We start from the raw sequence: 16,731 nt of genomic DNA, 5'->3' as shown, positions 1-16,731 counted from the left end.
GTCCGTCCGTCCTCGGGTTGGATGGCATCCCCGATGACGTCCCTGATGCTGCTGCCCCGACAACAGCAAAGGTGCCATCACGGGGGATGTCAGGGACTCCCCGGATAGGCGCGAGCCCCGTCGCGCTCCTAGCGTGGTCGAATGCGCGACGATGCTCAGCGGTGGTACGTCCCAGCGGAGTTCGACCTTTACGAGTACGACGACGCGTACGTCGAGTCGGGTGGCCGTCCGGGCCGCGACGACGGGCGGGGCCGACGCTGGTTTCTCGTCCACCACGGGAGCCTCGGCAGACTTGCCGACGAGGTGCACCTGACGTGGAGTAACGGCGCGGCCATCGCCACGTCCTGGGTCGCGCGACGTCAGGGCGACGCGCCGCAGGTCCAGGCCCGGATCACCGCGGCCATGGCGGCGCTGGACGGCCCGTTGGCCTGGTTTATGCAACAGGGGCCGCCGGGCGCCAGCTCCGCGGCGGTCTGTGCCCATGCGGACGCGTTGGAGGCATGGAGCCCTGCCGAACTGACCATCGACGGGGTCGCCCACCGGGGTTACGGCACGGACATCGAGGGGGTCCGCGTCGCCTACGCGGTACTCGATGATCTCGTCGTGGGCCTGGCCTGCCACGGCGGGCCAGACACCCGAGTCGCCAGCATCGGGGTTGCGGGCACCGGCGACGCGGGCACCGGCGACGCGGGCACCGGCGACGCGGGCACCTGCGGCGCGGGCACCGGCGGCGCGGGCACCGGCGGCGCGGGCACCGATCCGCAGAACCGGGACACCGAGGACCTCGACCCGTGGGAAGCGGCCGCGCAAACCGGTAGGGCCGCCCCTCCGACGGCCGGGCCCCTCGCCCTGCGTACCCTTGCCGATTGCACGGCGTACTCCCTCGATCCCCGGCGCCCCCACTCCACCGCGGATAACGCCGCGGAGTGGGCGCGCTTCCTGCGCGCCCACGGCATCCAGGACTTCGAGCCGCGCTGAGCCGCGAAGGACGGCGGGGGGCGGCTGGCTCGCCCGGTTGGGATCGCGCACGTTCCTCGCGATCCAGCGGCCGAGACCCCCTCGCCATAAGACGAGTCCCGCCACCCCACGAGCCCGCCCGTCCTCGCGCGGCCGCTGAGTGACTTTGCTGGTCAGCCCGCGGCTTCGGCCAGTGCGGCCAGCCGGTCCACCGACGCCGCGAGCCGTTCGGGCGTCGTGGAGCGTGCCCGCGCCAGGCGGGCGGGATCGTCCAGCTCGGTCCAATCGTAGGTGTGCGTCACGCGGCAGCGGTCCGGGCCGAGCGGCACGATCTCCCAGCGCCACAGGTGTCCGGGCGGTCGCTGTTCGACCTCTGAAGGGCGCCAGGCGATCCGCCGGCCCTCCTCGAATTCGACGACATGATTGACGCGCTCGGGCGGTCGATTCGCCCTCGAACCTGGTCCCGGCGGGTAGGCGCTGCCGTCCATCTGCCGGCCGCTCACCAGGGTCGTGAAGGCGTCGCCCACGGCACGCACCCGCTGACCTGGAGCGGCGGACCCGAGGTTGTTGTTGCCATCCCAGCGGGGCTGCTGCGCGGGGTCGGCGATCAGCTCGAACACGACCGCCGCCGGCGCCGCCATCTCGCGGGTGAAGCACACGACGCGTGGAGCGTCGTCGGCAATATCCATGCGCTCAGGCAACCAGTCCCGGCCGCCCACGCCAAGCCCCGTCGGCTAGGGGGATGGTCGGCGCTCTGCCCCCGTGCCCGTGACGGCACCTCCGCCCCGGACCGCCGAGAGGTCGACCTCATGGTCGAGGGACCGCAAGAGCCAGGCCGACGGGCTCGTCACGGTGGTGGATAGCGCTCACGGTCGCGGTGACAACCACCACCGTGAGCGCTAAGCACACCCGTCAGCGCGAGCACCCCGCAACTGTGGGCGCTCAACACACCCGTGAGCGCGGGACCCCCGGGGGCTCGGCACGACGCGCCGGCTATCGGCCGCGGCTCGCCAACCGGAGAGCGCGCACGAGCAGGATCAGCGCCGCGAGTTGCGCCACGGCGACGACCGCGCTGAGGGCCGGGACGGAGCGGTCCAGCAGCAACCCCACGACCAGGCCGCCCACGATGGCCAGCGCGCCTTGGATTGCGGCGAACACGCCGTACGCCGACGCCAGCCGCTGCGTCGGCACGAGGTCCGCCACGAGAGCCTTGACGGTGGAGTCCTGAATGCCGGAGACCGCGCCCCACAGCCCGACCCCGGCGGCCGCCGCCGCGACCGTGGGGGCGAACGCCGCGATCGGCACGGCCGCCACCAGCACGGGCACCGCGAGCAGGACCAGGGCGCCGACCCGGTCGTACGCCCGGCCCGTGCCGAGGGCGGCGACGGCCTCCACGAGCATGGCCGCGGCGTACCAGAGCGGCACCGCCGCGGCGGGCACGCCGAGGTCGCGGGTCAGGTGCACCGCGATCAGCGCGAAGCCTGCCAGGCCACCGGTCGTGAGCGCGGCGGCTACGGCGTACCAGAAGAACTCCCTCGGAAGTCCCGCGCCGACCATGTCGCGCCACCACGGCCCCGCCGGAACGCGCTGCGCGGGAGGCGGGCCAGGGCCGAAGGCGTTGGCGGGTCCAGGCGCGTCGTCCGCGCGCGGATCCGGCAGCCGCGCCCGCAGCGCGAGCAGGATCGCCATCGCGATCGCGCCCGGTATCGCCAGCCAGCCGAGCGCCGGCCACAGCGCCCCGCCGGACGCCGCCGCGACCCCGGCGACCAGCAGCGGTCCCGCGAAGGCCCCCACCTGGTCGAGGGCCTTGTGGATCCCGAAACCGCTGCCGCGGCCGACCCGGCGCGCCGCGACCGCGAGGAGCGCGCTCTTCGACGGCGAGCGCACCGCCTTGCCAGTCCGCTCCAGCAGGATCATGGCCGTCGCGAACGCCAACCCGAGCCCACCGAGCGCGGGCGCCACCGCAAGCAGCGGCACGCAGACGGCGGTCGTCGCGTAACCGGCGATCGTGAACGACCAGTGCGAGCCCCGTCGGTCCGCTACGGGCCCGGCGATCAGACGCAGCACGAGCGCCATGGCCTCCCCGGCCCCGGCGACCAATCCAACCAGCGCGGCCGACGCGCCGAGGGAGAGCAGGACGGGGCCGTAGAGTGACCGGGCCCCCTCGTACACCATGTCCGCGAACAGGCTGACCAGCCCGAACCCCACTACGGCACGCAGCGGCGACAGCGGCAGAGTCCGACGCGGCTCGCCGTGCGCCCCCTGACCGCGCTGACCGCCCTGCTCGCCGGGCACGTCAGCCGCCACGGCTGCGCCGGCGGTGCGCGTACGCCGCCACGCTGACCAGTTCCAGCGGACCCCACAGCAGGATCGGTGCGTAGCACGCCGCCATCACCACCAGCGGCCAGCCGGTGACCAGCCCCGCGTCGGGTCGACGGCCCTGCAGGAGAGCGCCGACCATGCTGATGTCGAAGAGCCACGTGACCGCCAGCCCGCCCAGGGCCCCCGCAATGACCACCGGCAGCACGGGCACGGCGCGCCCCCACAGCCGGCGCCCCCACGGCCTTACCAGCCCCACCGTGAGATAGCCGCAGGCCAGCTGCACGATGCTCAGCCCGAAGACGTAGCTGTAGGCCAACGCGGCGCTGCCCGCCAGCTCGTACGCGCGCAACTCCGCCGTCCCCGGCATCAGCCCGACGATCATCAGCACGCGCCAGATCGCCGACGGCACCGTCACCGCGAACGCCGCCCAGGCGACCACGCGTTGCCAGCGCGGGATGGCGCCGGTTCGTGGCGCCTCGAGCGCGTACGTCGCCCCCGTCGTCATGAGACCAGGCTGCCGGTACGCCGAGCGAGCCGCCACCACCGGGGGGGTCTGCCCGGTGACTCCGCGGTGGCTGGGGATCCAGCCCAGACCGCGCCTGAACACTCACGGTGCTGGGTAGCGCCCACGCTGGCGGATAGCGCTCACGGTCGTGGATAGCGCTCACGGTCGTGGATAGCGCTCACGGTGGTGGTAACAACAGCAACGGCGAGCGCTAACCCCACCCGTGAGCGGTAACCACCCCGAGCGCTAGGCCCACCCGCGAGCGCCCACGGTGGTGGCAAGTAGCGCTCACGGTCGTGGATAGCGCTCACGGTGCTGGTAACAACAGCAGCGGTGAGCGCTAACCCCATCCGCGAGCGCCAAGCCCACCCGCGAGCGCCCAGGGCAGCCGGGGAACGCGCGTACGCCGTACGGGGTCGGCCCTGATCACCATTCCCGGGGCGCGATCGGCGCGATCTGCAGGCCCGGCCGCGGTGTGGCCTGGCTCAACACGGCCGCAGGGAGCTTGCGACCGACCCGCGCAACCAGCAGCTCGCGGCGCCGGGCGGAGGACAGGTCGGCGTGGACCGCCCGTTCGAGCTGGTGACCCAGCCTCCGGATCGCGTCCTCGCGGAGCTTTTCGGCGGCCAGGCGACGCGACAGGTCGGCGCCCCTCTCGCCGTCCAGGGCGTACTTCGTCAGGCCGTCGAACTCGACGAGCAGGTACCGGCCCGACCCGATCTCCCAGCCCAGGTCGGCGTAGAAGGTCGTGCCCTCGGCCACGACCGGGATCTGGAGCTGCGGGACCGGCAAACCCGCCGCGAGCAGCATGGCGCGGGTGCGGGATTCGCCCGCGGACTCGGCAAGCGGGTCGGCGACGGCGAGCACGGCCCGAGCCCGGGGACGACCCCGCCGCGGGCCAGCCGCCTCCAGGTGCCCGAGCCACTCGGCCTGGTACGGTTCGGCGGCCCGACGCGCCCGATCCGGATCGCGCCGATCGGCCCGCGTCACGCGGCGCAACGCGCTGTCCGCGACGGCCAGCCCCCAGTCCGCCGGGAGCATGGTCAGGGAGTCGACGACGGTGCGCTGCAACGTCGTCACTCGGAGCCCACCCACGGTCGTGATCTCGGCAGGGTCCAGGGGTCGCCGGTGCCGCAGCACCGGGTCCGGTCGCTGCGGGGTCGACGGCCGCGCATAGGGCTGCGTCACGTGGAGGGACCGGGTGGCCGGCACCCACAGGCCGTGCACCAGGGCCGCGGTGGTGTGGCTGATCACGGTCGCGGGACCCGAGCGCCGCTGCAGCGCCGCACACCGGGCGAGCAGTTCGGTCCGCGCGCGCTCCCAGGGCTGGGTCTGCGGTGGATGCACCGGCAGATAGGTGTCGTAGCCGACCCGCACTAGAGTCCCCGCGCGCACCGCCTGGCGCAATGCGCTCGAGCCGACGATGGCGTTGCCGTAGGGGGCGTACGACGTCAGGACCATGACCTCAGGGTCGCCACCGCGCGCCGTCGTACGCCGCGTCCGCGGCGCGGGCTGTGGATCACACCCGTGGGTCGCCGGGGTGTGGACAGACCGAGCCGCCGAGCCGCCGCCGCACGGTTGCGGCTATCGCTCACACGGTGGCGGCTGTCGCTCACGGTTGCGGTTATCGCTCACCGTCGCGGTTATCGCTCACGGTCTCGGCCACAACCACCACCCCGAGCGCCACCCGCAACCGTCAGCGCCGGGCGCCGTCACACCCGCAACCGTCAGCGCCGGGCGCCGCCACACCCGCAACCGTCAGCGCCAGTCAGTGCCGCACCCGCAGTCAGATCCCCGAGGATGAGCCCATGGCCGAGCACCGCATCTTCCGTACGCCGTTCGCCGACATCTACCCCCTCTATCTGGCGAAGGTGACCCGCAAGGGCCGCACCGAGGACGAGCTGGTCACCGTGCTGACGTGGCTGACCGGCTACGACGAGGCCGGCCTGCGCCACGCCGTCGCCGAGGGGACCGACCTCCGCCCGAGTTGCACAGGTTTAGTGGGTCGCCTTGTGGATGACGGCTTGGATGTCGTCGGGGATCGCGGGATGGGCGGTGATGGTCTGGCCAGCGATGGCGATGGTCACATCGCGCAGGGGTCGCAGGGTCTGGATGATCTTCTTGATACTCATCCCTGTGCTGTTCTGGAGGTGGCGGGCCACTGCCAGGGCGGTGAAGACGATGGTCAGGTGGGCCTCGATGGCGTCGCGGTTGTGGTGGAAGATGGGGCGGGCTCGCAGGTCGGCCTTGCTCATCCGGAACGAGGCTTCGACCTGCCACAGGTCGTGGTAGCTGGCGATGACTTCGGCCGCGGGCATGACGTTGGTGGGGATGTTCGTCACGTACCCTTTCAAGCCCACGAGGCGTCGGGCTCGAGCCAGGGACGCCTCGTCCAAGGACTGGGTGCCGTTCTTCGTGGTGACGAATCGTGGTGTGCGCGCGGCCTTCTCGCCGGCGACGACGGCCCGGGCGCGGTTTTCCTGCAGCCTCATGGTGTGCCCGTCGCGGGTGGCTCGTTTGCGGGAGTACGCCCACACCGCACGCCATGAGCGGGTGTGGACTGCCGGGTCCCACACCGGCTCGGGCCGCTGGGAGCTGTCATTGACGCAACGCGCGGCGGCGGTGGCCACGCGCGCGGTGATCGTGTCGATGAGCTGCCCGTCGGTGAACGCGTCTCCGTGCCACCGGAAATGCGAGGCCAGATCAGCTGGGGCCTTGGTGACCCGGGACCCGACGATGAACCGCAGTCCGGCCTCGTCGAGGCCCTTCAAGTTGCCCGCTGACAGCATCCCGGCGTCAGCGACGACCACCATGTCGCTCAGGTTGTGCCGGGCCTGGAACCCCTTGACGATCGGGACGATCGTGGTCGTCTCTGCCTTGTTGCCTTCGTAGCACCCAATCTCTAGGGGAAACCCGGCCCGGTCGACCAACAACCCGACGACGATCTGAGGATCGACCCGGCGTTCTTTGGAGAAACCGACCTTGCGCAGGTCATCCTCGTGCTCCGCCTCGAAGTAGAGGGTCGTCACGTCGTACAGCACCAAGGACACGTCCCCACTGGTGGCGGCCTGGGTGAAGCAGGCGGTCGCGATCTGGTCGCGGTATCCGCGCTGCCCACACCGCTTCAACGTCGCGGTGAACGTGTTGCGGTGCGCCGCAGCCAATCCCAGTTCGGTCAGCACCCGCACCGAATCGGCCTTACTGGTCGGCTCCACCAGGCGCGCGAGCACCAGCTGGAAGAACGCCTCGTCCCCGACAACGTCGAACCCGAGCTGTCGCCAAGCTCCCTCAACCACCTCGATCAGGACCCGCGAGCGTTGCCCGACCACGACCGCCTCACGCGAACCGCGCTCTCCCAGGCCCAGATCCAGCTCGCCCTGGCCCTCATGCATCTTCTGGCGGCCGGCCTGCATCAACACCGCCAGCTCAGCCTCCGAATGCGCCGACCCAAGATGCTCGATCACCTTGTCCCGCCCGCCAACACGCTCAGCGATCTGCACCGCCGTCGCTCCCGACGCCGTCCGCACCTTCCGCAGGAACACCACGAGAAGGCACGCTACCCACCCGGTTAGTGTGTCAACGCCCAACCCCGCACATCCCTGACCAGGACAAACGCGAGCCCGACCGCAGAATCACACCCGACATGTGCAAGTCAGGTCAGATCCCCGAGGATGAGCCCATGGCCGAGCACCGCATCTTCCGTACGCCGTTCGCCGACATCTACCCCCTCTATCTGGCGAAGGTGACCCGCAAGGGCCGCACCGAGGACGAGCTGGTCACCGTGCTGACGTGGCTGACCGGCTACGACGAGGCCGGCCTGCGCCACGCCGTCGCCGAGGGGACCGACCTCCGTGGCTTCTTCGACCAGGCGCCGGCGATGCATCCGAACGCCGCCCTGATCACGGGCGTGATTTGCGGGCATCGCGTCGAGGACATCGAGGACCCGCTCATGCAGCGGATCCGCTGGATGGACAAGCTGGTCGACGAGCTGGCCCGCGGAAAGAAGCTCGCGTCGATCCAGCGGAGTCAGCCGCCGGTGCGGTGACGCCGAAACACCGGCGCCTCGGGGCGGGAGAGCTCCGGCACCAGTCCATAGCCACCCTCGTCGAAATCAGACAGGGCCCGCACCGAGCGCACCCGGTGCTGCACCATCCAGCCCGCCATCAGCCCCCGCGCCCGCTTGGCGCTGAACGAAACCACCTTCCAGTCCCCACGCGGTCCCTGGTCCTCGAACCGCGGCGTCACGACCCGCGCGTCCAGTCCGTCGAGGTCGACCGCCGAGCTGTACTCCACCGACGCCAGGTTCACCACGACCGCGGGCCCGGGCGAGGCCGCCAGATCCTCGGCCAGCAGGTCGGTCAGCCGCGAACCCCACCATCGATAAAGCGAATCCCCGCGGGCCGTGGCCAGGCGGGTGCCCATCTCCAGGCGGTACGGCGCGATGAGGTCCAGCGGCCGCAGCACGCCGTACAGGCCGGAGAGGATCCGGAGCGTCTTCTGCGCCTCGGTGTAGTCCCGGGCCTCGAACCGGCCCGCCGCGTCCATGCCCCGATAGACGTCACCGGCGAACATCAGCACTGCGGGCCGCGCGTTGCGGGCGGTGAAGGGCGTCGCGAACGCGGCGTAGCGGGCCACGTTCAGCTCGGCCAACTCGGGCGAGAGCCCCATCAGCTCGCCGATCTCCTCCGGCGACTTGCCGCGCAGGATCTCGATCAGCTGCTCCGTCTCCGGCAGCAGCCGCGGCTGGCTGTGCCGGCGCGTCGGCAGCGGTGAGTCCAGATCCAGCGTCTTGGCCGGCGCGAGCAGGGTCAGCACAGGGGCACCGTACCCCTGCGGCCCCGACACCCCACCCGCTTCCGCCTCGGCGGCGCCGCTCAAGCCCGGACCCGAGCCCCGACCGCGCGCGGGGTGCAGCCCGCCGGACCCGACCGCACCCGCCCGCTTCCGCCCCGCCCGCCTCAGAGCTTGAAGCCGCGCGGGATGTTGCGCAGGTTCGAGCTGGCCATCGCGACGACCTCGGCGGCGCCCCCGTTCATCACGACCTTGCTCATCGCCGTGGCGAACCCGATCATCTGCTCACCGGTCACCTGCGGCGGCAGCGACAGGGCGTTCGGATCAGTGAGCACCTCGACCAGCGCCGGCCCGCGGTGCTCCAGCGCGGCGCGCAGGGCCGGCTCGATCTCCCCGGGCTCGCTGACGCGGGCGCTGTGGAAGCCCAGGGCCTGCGCGACGCCGCGATAGTCGGCCGCGGGGACGTCCACCCCGTAGTCCGGCAGGCCCTCGACCAGCATCTCCAGCTTGACCATCCCCAGCGTCGAGTTGTTGAAGACGACGACGGTGAGCGGGAGCCGGTACGTCGCCACCGTGATCAGCTCGCCCAGCAGCATGGACAGGCCGCCGTCGCCGGAGACCGAGACCACCTGCCGCTGCGGGTAGGCGAACTGGGCGCCGATCGCGTGCGGCAACGCGTTGGCCATCGACCCGTGCAGGAACGAGCCGATCAGCCTGCGCCGGCCGTTGGGCGTCACGTACCGGGCGGTCCACACGTTGCACATGCCGGTGTCCGCGGTGACGATGGCGTCCTCAGCCAGGAGGCTGTCCAGCGTCGCCGCGACCAGCTCGGGGTGCAGCGGGGCGTCCTTCTTCGGCTTCTTCGTGTACGCCCCGACGGTGCTCGTCATGAGCTTCTCGTGCCGCTTCAGCGTCTTGTCGAGGAACGTGCGGTTCTTCTTGCGGGTCACCTGCGGCAGCAGCGCCGCCAGGGTCGGCTGCAGGTCGCCGTGGACGGCGAGGTCGACGGCGGTACGCCGACCGATGCGGGCAGCCTCGCGGTCGACCTGCACGGTCTTGACGTCGGGCAGGAACTGGTCGTACGGGAAGTCGGTGCCGAGCAGCAGGAGCAGGTCGGCGTCCTCCATGCCGTAGGCGGCGGCCCCATAACCGAGCAGGCCGGTCATGCCCACGTCGTACGGGTTGTCGTATTGGATCGCGTCCTTCCCCCGCAGCGAGTGCCCGATCGGGGCGCCGATGAGGTCGGCGAGGGCGAGGATCTCCTCCCGGGCGCTGCCGGCCCCGATCCCGGCGAAGATCGCGACCTTGTCGGCCGCGTTGATCAGCCCCGCCATCTCAGCGACGGTCTCGGCGCCCGGCACCAGGGTCGCCGGCCGCGCTGGCGACCAGGCCGGCGTCGGGGAGCTGGCCTCCAGGTCCGCCACGTCGCCGGGCAGCGTGATGACCGCGACGCCGCCCTTGGCGAGCGCGTGCTTCATCGCCGAGTCGACGACCCGCGGGGACTGCGCCGGATGGGTCACCATCTCGGAGTAGACGCTGCACTCGCTGAAGAGCCGGTCCGGGTGGGTCTCCTGGAAGTAGGCCATGCCGATCTGCGGGCTAGGGATGTGGCTGGCGATGGCCAGGACGGGGGCGCCGGAGCGGTTCGCGTCGTACAGGCCGTTGATCAGGTGCAGGTTGCCGGGCCCGCAGGAACCGGCGCAGACCGCCAGCCCGCCCGTCAGTTGGGCGTCGGCGGCGGCCGCGAACGCCGCGGCCTCCTCGTGCCGGACGTGCACCCAGTCGATGCCGCCCTTGGCGGAACCGCCGGTACGGCGTACGGCGTCCACGATCGGGTTGAGTGAGTCCCCGACGATCCCGTAGATGCGCCGCACCCCTGCCTGGCTGAGCTGGGTGACGATCTGTTCGGCGATGTTCATGCTGGCCTCCCCGATGACGAAAACACGGCCTGGTGAATGCAACTCGCGTGAGTCGAGCTTAGGGACGCCGCGCCGGGAGGGCGAGGGGGCCCTGGGCTCCCCCGCCCTCCCGGCGGGCTCCCGGCGCGGGCCGGCCGTAGCTCAGCTGGCCGCCAGCGTCGGGTAGTCCGTGTACCCCTCCGCGCCCGGGGTGTAGAACGTGGCCTGTCGCGGCTCGTTGAGGGCCGCGCCGGTGCGCCACCGCGTCGGGAGGTCCGGGTTGGCCAGGAACGGCCGGCCGACCGCCACTGCGTCCGCCAGGTCGCGGCCCAGGATCGCGGCGACGTCGTCCAGCGTGGTCACCGAGCCGAAGCCGGAGTTCAGGATCACCGGGCCGCCGAACCGGCGGCGCAGGTCCTGGGTCAGCGCGCCGTCCGGCGGGGCGAGGATGCTCAGGTAGGCCAGCCCGAGGTCGGCGATCCCGTCGAGCAACGCACCGTACGTCGCCGCCACATCCGCCGGGTCGTCCTCGATCACGCCCTGGATGTTGTGCGCCGGCGAAATCCGCAGGCCGACCCGCTCGGCGCCGATCGCCTCGGCGACGGCCCGGGTGACCTCGACGGTGAGCCGGGCGCGACCGGCGGGCGAACCGCTGTACGGGTCGGTGCGCTCGTTGCTGGACGGCGCGAGGAACTGGTGCAGCAGGTAGCCGTTCGCCGAGTGAATCTCGACGCCGTCCAGACCCGCCTCGACGGCGCACCGGGCGGCGTGCACGAATTCCGCGACGATGCCCGGGATCTCGTCGGTCTCCAGGGCCCGCGGCAGGGCCGGTTCCTGGGGACCGGACGGGGTGACGATCGTGCCGGGGGCGCGCAGCGCGCTCGGCGCCAGCGACTCCAGGCCGCCCTTGTTGTCCGGGTGGGCGATGCGCCCGGCGTGCATGAGCTGGACGACGATGCGCCCACCCGCCACGTGCACCGCGTCGGCGACGTGCCGCCAGCCGGCGACCTGCTCGGTGGTGTGGACGCCCGGCGTGCGCAGGTAGCCCTGGCCGACGGCGCTGGGCTGGGTGCCCTCGGTGATGATCAGGCCGGCCGTGGCGCGCTGGGCGTAGTAGCGCACGTGCAGGTCGGTCGGTACGCCGTCGGCGCCGGCCCGGTTGCGCGTCAGCGGCGCCATGACGAAGCGCTGCGGCAGCTCCCAGGCGCCGATGCGAACGGGCTCAAAGGGGGTGGACATGGTGAGGCTCCTCAGGATCCAAAGGGGGTGGTTCGGCAGGTACGTCGTGCGTGCTGCAGCAAGCGGGGCCGGCCGTGGGCGCCGGTAGGCGCCACCGTGCGAGAGGCGGCGAGGGCGCCAGCGGCTTGAGATGCGGACGACGCGTCAGAGGCGGACGAGCATCTTGCCCCTGTTCGCGCCGCGCATCATCTCCAGGAACGCGGTCGGCGCCGCGTCGAGGCCGTCCCGGAAGGTCTCGTCGTACCGGATCTGCCCGCCCGCGAGCCAGCCGGACATGTCGGCGACGAACTCGCCGCGCATCCCGGCGTACTTGGCGACCACGAACCCGCGCAACGTGAGCCGCTTGCCGATGGCGAGGGCCAGGTTGCGCGGCGCGGCGCGCGGGGTGGCGTCGTTGTACTGCGCGATGGCGCCGCACATGGCGACCCGACCGTCCACGTTGAGCCTGGTCAGGGCGGCCTCAAGGTGGTCGCCGCCGACGTTGTCGAAGTAGACGTCGATGCCGTCGGGCGACGCCTCGCGCAGCCGGTCGACGACCGGGCCGTCGTGGTAGTCGAACGCGGCGTCGAAGCCGAGGTCGAGCAGCCGCGCCACCTTGGCGGGCGAACCGGCGCTGCCGACGACCCGGGAGGCTCCCTTGAGTTTGGCGATCTGGCCGACGAGCGAGCCGACCGCACCGGCGGCGCCGGACGCGAACACCGCGTCGCCCGGCTGGAATTCGCCGGCGGCGAGCAGGCCCGCGTAGGCGGTCAGCCCGGGCATGCCGAGGACTCCGAGGTACGCCGAAGCGGGGGCCACGTCGACGTCGACGGCGGTGGCCGAGGACGCGGGCACGATGGCGTGCTCGCGCCAGCCGAGGCCGTGCAGGACGGTGCTGCCGACGGGCAGGGCGTCGCTGGTGGAGGCGATGACCTCCCCGACGGCGCCCCCGTCGAGCGGGGCATCGATCTGGAAGGGCGGGATGTAGGACTTCACGTCGTTCATCCGGCCGCGCATGTAGGGGTCGACCGACATGACCAGGTTGCGAACCAGGACCTGGTCCGGCGCCAGGTCGGGGAGGTCGACGCTCTCGGTGCGGAAGGTGTCCTGCGTGGGCCAGCCGGTGGGCCGCTCGGCGAGGACGATCTGACGGCTGCTGGTGGGGGTGCTCATGGCCTCAGTCCTGCGCGACAGTGACGGTCACGTCGATGTTGCCGCGGGTGGCGTTGGAATAGGGGCAGACCTGGTGCGCCTGGTCGGCCAGGGCCTGGGCCTGCTCGTGGGGCAGGTCGGGGACGATCACCTCGAGGGCGACGGTCAGGGCGAACCCGCCCGCGTCGTTCGGGCCGATGCCGACGGCGGCACCGACGCTGGACTCGCCGAGGTCGACCTTGGCCTGGCGCGCGACGAGCTGCAGGGCCGAGTGGAAGCAGGCGGCATAGCCGGCCGCGAACAGCTGCTCGGGGTTGGCGCCGTCGCCGCTGCCCCCCATCTCGGTGGGGATGGCGAGCTGAAGGTCGATGCGTCCGTCGGGGGTGCGGGTGCGGCCGTTGCGGCCGGCTCCGGTGGCCAGAGCCTGCGCGGTGTAGACGGGTTTCATGGTTCTCCTCATGTGGGGCAAATCCGTGGATCGGGCGGCTGGCATCGCCGGCGATCGTGGTCTGTGATGGTGTTCTCGGTCGTTCCGGACGTCGCCGGCACCGCGCGCTGACCTCTCGCGACGTTGCGACGAGGCGGCAGGCACGCCGCGCAGCTCAGTGGTCGCTGGCGGCGTAGAACCGCCGGGCGAGGGAGCGCAGCGTCGCGATCTCCTCGGGTGTCATGTCGAGCCGGCGGTAGAGCTGGCGCTGCACGTCAGCCACGCGTGGCTGCAGGTCACGCCCGGCGTCGGTCAGGTGAATCGTCACCCGCCGCTCGTCGCTGCTACTGCGGCGACGCTCCACCATCCCCGCCTCGGCAAGGCGGCGGAGCAGGGGCGACAGGGTGCCGCTGTCGAGGCGCACGCGGTCACCCAACTCAGACACGCTCTGGCCATCGGCTTCCCAGAGGGCCAAGAGCACGAGGAACTGAGGGTACGTCAGACCCAGCTCCCCGAGCGCCGACCGATAGGCCCCCGCCGCGGCGCGCGCGGCGGCATTGAGCGCGAAGCAGAGCTGGTTGTCCAGGGTCAGCTCGGCGTCCATGGCTCGATTGTTGCACACGATTACCTTGTGCACAACTCGATTGCGTCCTAGAGGCCGAAGCCGGGCGCCGAGCACTGCAGCGACGAGGGGTCCCGGGGTTGGCGAGCCGTCGGGTGGGTACGCCCAGGTCGTGACCAACGAACCCACCGAACTCTCCGAGGCGGAGCTGGACGTCCTTGCCCAGGCCTTCGACCTGGCCCGCACCGGGCACCTCGGCCTTCTCGACGTCATCGACCGGGGCTTGCCCGTCAACCTGACCAACCACAAGGGCGACACGCTGCTGATCCTGGCGATGTATCACCGCAACGTGGACCTCGTCCGTGGCCTGCTGGCGCGCGGGGCCGACACCGAACGGCGCAATGACCGGGGCCAAACCGCCCTCGGTTGCGCGGTCTTCGTGCAGTCGCAGGACGGCGTCCGGGCCCTGTTGGAGGCGGGCGCCGACCCCGACGGAGGGGGGCCCTCCGCCCGCGAGATCGCCTCCCACTTCGACCTTGGGGCGATGCGCGCGCTGCTGGACGAGCACTGAGTCGTACGTCCGAAGTGTCGCCGGGTGGCGGCACCGGCCCGCCCCTAGGGTGGGCGGATGCGGGTCGAACAGCCGGCCCGACATCCCTGGCCTTTCCCCGGGCCGGCGAGCCGAGGACCCCATGTCTCCTGAGATTTCGACGAATTCCCCACGCCCCGACGATTCCGGCGTCTCCCGCCGCCGGGTGCTCCAAGGCGCCGCGGTCAGCGCCGGCCTAGCGGTGGCCGCCACCACGGTGGCACCGAAGGCGAAGGCCGCCGCCGCGGTCAACTCCGCCGTACCTGCCGCGGCCGCCGGGCTCCCCCTGGACGACACGTCGTACGTCGCAGGCGGTGACCGCATGACGACGAACCAAGGCGTGCCCCTGTCCACCGACGAGAACACCCTCAAGGCCGGCAGCCGCGGGCCCTCGCTCCTCGAGGACTTCGCCTTCCGGGAGAAGATCACCCACTTCGACCACGAGCGGGTGCCCGAGCGGGCCGTCCACGCCCGCGGCGCCGGGGCCCATGGCGTCTTCACGCTCAGCAAGTCACTCGACGCGTTCACCTCCGCGAAGGTGCTGACCGAAGTGGGCGTCGACGTACCGGTCTTCGTCCGCTTCTCCACCGTGAACGGCTCGCGGGGCTCGGCGGACACCGTCCGCGACGCGCGAGGCTTCGCGACGAAGTTCTACACCTCCGAAGGCAACTGGGACATCGTCGGCAACAACATCCCGGTGTTCTTCATCCAGGACGCGATCAAGTTCCCCGACCTCGTCCATTCCTTCAAGCCCCAGCCCGCGCGCGAGATCCCGCAGGCCAGTACGGCGCACGACAACTTCTGGGATTTCATCTCGCTGGCCCCGGAGACCATGCACATGGTCATGTGGGCGATGTCGGACCGGGCCATCCCGCGGAGCTTCCGGATGATGGACGGTGCGGCCGTCCACACGTTCCGCCTGGTCAAGGGCGGCAAGGCCACGTTCGTGAAGTTCCACTGGCGGCCCAAGCTCGGCGTTCATTCGCTCATCTGGGACGAATCCAACAAGGTCATGGCGGCCGACCCCGACTTCCACCGGCGGGACCTGGCCGACGCCATTGCGGCGGGCGCCAAGCCGCAGTGGGATCTCGCGGTCCAACTGCTGGCCGAAGGGGACGTGGGCAAGCTGGGCGTCGACGTGCTCGATCCGACCAAGCTCTGGCCTGAGGAGAGCGTGCCGCTCCAGGTCGTGGGGACCATGACCCTGGACCGCAACCCGAGCAACTTCTTCGAGGAGACCGAACAGGTCGCGTTCTGCCCCAGCCACATCGTGCCGGGCATCGACATCACGGAGGACCCGCTGCTGCAGGGTCGCCTGTTCTCCTACCTGGACACCCAGGTCAACCGCTTCAACAGCGCGAACTTCGCCCAGCTGCCGATCAACCGGCCCCGGGCCAATGTCAACAACTTCCAGCAAGACGGCTACATGCGGTATGACAACCGCGACGGCGACGTGAACTACTCGCCCAATTCCCTGGGTGCCCAGGTGCCGGCCAAGAACGGGTTCGTCAGCTATCCGGGGGTGCTGTCGGGCGGGAAGACCCGCGAGCGCAGCGAGACCTTCGGCGACCACTTCAGCCAGGCGCGGATGTTCTACGTCAGCCTCGCCGACTGGGAGCAGCTGCACATCGTCCAGGCCTTCCAGTTCGAACTCACCAAGGTCATGTCGGCGGACGTGCGCAAGCGCGTGCTCACGTTGCTGGCCAACGTCGACGCAGACCTGACCAAGAAGGTGGCGGACTACCTCGGCTTGCCCGCCCCCGCCGGCAAGCCGAACACCTCGGTGCAGCCCTCCCCCTCGCTGAGCATGGCCAAGCAGCCGTCCTCCGCCGCGACCCGCAAGGTGGCCGTCCTGGTCAGCGACGACGTCAAGGAGTCCGACGTCAAGGCCGTGCAGGACGCGTTGAAGGCGGCAGGCGCGACCTGGGAGGTCATCGGCACCCACCTCGGTCCCCAGAACGAGGCCAAGGGGGTCGTTGCGACGCAGACCTACGACACGACGATGTCCGTCCTCTACGACGCGGTCTTCGTCCCCGGCGGTCAGAAGGGCCGAGCCCTGCTCAGCAATGGCAAGGCCGTGCACTTCATCGAGGAGGCCTTCGCGCACTTCAAGCCCCTCGCGGTCGCCGGCGAGACGAAGGACATGGGCCGGGTCGCGGCGAAGAAGGAGACTCCCGGGGTCTTCGTCGGCGCCGACGGCGCGGCGGTCGCGAAGGACTTCGTGGCCGGTCTGGCCACGGGACGCTACTGGAATCGGGACGTCTCCGCCGTCTCGTGATCCACGACCGCGCACAGCGCTGACCGGGCCGG

The 16,731-nt window shown here is 71.4% G+C and carries 15 protein-coding genes and 1 pseudogene; 5 read left to right on the top strand and 11 right to left on the bottom strand.

Translation table 11 applies throughout. The annotated features are described in order from the left end of the window. Positions 1-141: 141 nt before the first annotated feature. A complete protein-coding gene (locus IPK37_10145) occupies positions 142-978 on the top strand; it encodes a hypothetical protein (protein QQR99426.1) in 837 nt (278 codons plus the stop codon). A 152-nt stretch (positions 979-1,130) separates the two neighbouring features. Here IPK37_10145 and IPK37_10140 read toward each other — a convergent pair whose 3' ends face one another. The 4 genes from IPK37_10140 to IPK37_10125 form a co-directional block, all read right to left on the bottom strand. Next, a complete protein-coding gene (locus IPK37_10140; protein QQR99425.1) occupies positions 1,131-1,646 on the bottom strand; it encodes an SRPBCC family protein in 516 nt (171 codons plus the stop codon). Between the two features lie 304 nt (positions 1,647-1,950). After that, positions 1,951-3,132 carry an MFS transporter gene (locus IPK37_10135; GenBank protein QQS02795.1) on the bottom strand — a complete coding sequence of 394 codons (1,182 nt, stop codon included), beginning with the start codon at positions 3,130-3,132 and terminating at the stop codon, positions 1,951-1,953. 121 nt (positions 3,133-3,253) lie between these two features. Beyond that, the gene (locus IPK37_10130; GenBank protein QQR99424.1) at positions 3,254-3,784 is read right to left on the bottom strand and encodes a hypothetical protein; all 531 of its coding nucleotides are present in this window, start codon (positions 3,782-3,784) and stop codon (positions 3,254-3,256) included. A gap of 426 nt (positions 3,785-4,210) precedes the next feature. Continuing rightward, entirely contained in the window at positions 4,211-5,245 is a 1,035-nt protein-coding gene (locus tag IPK37_10125; GenBank protein ID QQR99423.1) for a hypothetical protein, read from the bottom strand. Between the two features lie 347 nt (positions 5,246-5,592). On the opposite strand from IPK37_10125, the pseudogene IPK37_10120 reads away from it, so the two are divergent. Then, a pseudogene (locus tag IPK37_10120) lies at positions 5,593-5,763 on the top strand (DUF2200 family protein). An 18-nt stretch (positions 5,764-5,781) separates the two neighbouring features. Here the strand turns inward: IPK37_10120 and IPK37_10115 are convergent. Then, complete coding sequence (locus tag IPK37_10115) at positions 5,782-7,329, bottom strand: IS1634 family transposase (protein QQR99422.1); 1,548 nt, start codon at positions 7,327-7,329, stop codon at positions 5,782-5,784. A gap of 134 nt (positions 7,330-7,463) precedes the next feature. Between IPK37_10115 and IPK37_10110 the strand changes: the two genes are divergently transcribed. Beyond that, positions 7,464-7,829 (top strand): DUF2200 domain-containing protein, encoded by a 366-nt coding sequence (locus IPK37_10110; GenBank protein QQR99421.1) that lies wholly within the window; start codon positions 7,464-7,466, stop codon positions 7,827-7,829. Here IPK37_10110 and yaaA read toward each other — a convergent pair. The 6 genes from yaaA to IPK37_10080 form a co-directional block, all read right to left on the bottom strand. Beyond that, complete coding sequence (gene yaaA, locus IPK37_10105; GenBank protein ID QQR99420.1) at positions 7,811-8,599, bottom strand: peroxide stress protein YaaA; 789 nt, start codon at positions 8,597-8,599, stop codon at positions 7,811-7,813. The genes IPK37_10110 and yaaA overlap by 19 nt on opposite strands. Positions 8,600-8,742: 143 nt before the next feature. Next, on the bottom strand, positions 8,743-10,494 hold the full coding sequence (locus IPK37_10100; protein ID QQR99419.1) for a pyruvate dehydrogenase: 1,752 nt from the start codon (positions 10,492-10,494) through the stop codon (positions 8,743-8,745). 141 nt (positions 10,495-10,635) lie between these two features. After that, positions 10,636-11,712 carry an alkene reductase gene (locus IPK37_10095; protein QQR99418.1) on the bottom strand — a complete coding sequence of 359 codons (1,077 nt, stop codon included), beginning with the start codon at positions 11,710-11,712 and terminating at the stop codon, positions 10,636-10,638. A gap of 144 nt (positions 11,713-11,856) precedes the next feature. Then, positions 11,857-12,864 carry an NADP-dependent oxidoreductase gene (locus IPK37_10090; GenBank protein QQR99417.1) on the bottom strand — a complete coding sequence of 336 codons (1,008 nt, stop codon included), beginning with the start codon at positions 12,862-12,864 and terminating at the stop codon, positions 11,857-11,859. 4 nt (positions 12,865-12,868) lie between these two features. After that, entirely contained in the window at positions 12,869-13,291 is a 423-nt protein-coding gene (locus IPK37_10085; protein QQR99416.1) for an organic hydroperoxide resistance protein, read from the bottom strand. A gap of 154 nt (positions 13,292-13,445) precedes the next feature. Continuing rightward, positions 13,446-13,874 carry a MarR family transcriptional regulator gene (locus tag IPK37_10080; protein QQR99415.1) on the bottom strand — a complete coding sequence of 143 codons (429 nt, stop codon included), beginning with the start codon at positions 13,872-13,874 and terminating at the stop codon, positions 13,446-13,448. Between IPK37_10080 and IPK37_10075 the strand changes: the two genes are divergently transcribed. Together IPK37_10075 and IPK37_10070 are read left to right on the top strand one after the other, a co-directional pair. Beyond that, positions 13,873-14,403 carry an ankyrin repeat domain-containing protein gene (locus tag IPK37_10075; protein ID QQR99414.1) on the top strand — a complete coding sequence of 177 codons (531 nt, stop codon included), beginning with the start codon at positions 13,873-13,875 and terminating at the stop codon, positions 14,401-14,403. The genes IPK37_10080 and IPK37_10075 overlap by 2 nt on opposite strands. 121 nt (positions 14,404-14,524) lie before the next feature. Further along, a complete protein-coding gene (locus tag IPK37_10070; protein QQR99413.1) occupies positions 14,525-16,699 on the top strand; it encodes a catalase in 2,175 nt (724 codons plus the stop codon). The last annotated feature ends 32 nt before the right edge of the window (positions 16,700-16,731 follow it).

The sequence above is a fragment of the Austwickia sp. genome, from assembly GCA_016699675.1.
In the GTDB taxonomy this organism is placed as follows: domain Bacteria; phylum Actinomycetota; class Actinomycetes; order Actinomycetales; family Dermatophilaceae; genus Austwickia.
The sequence above is the reverse complement of the archived record's forward strand: the minus strand, read 5'-3'. Positions and strand labels throughout refer to the sequence as shown.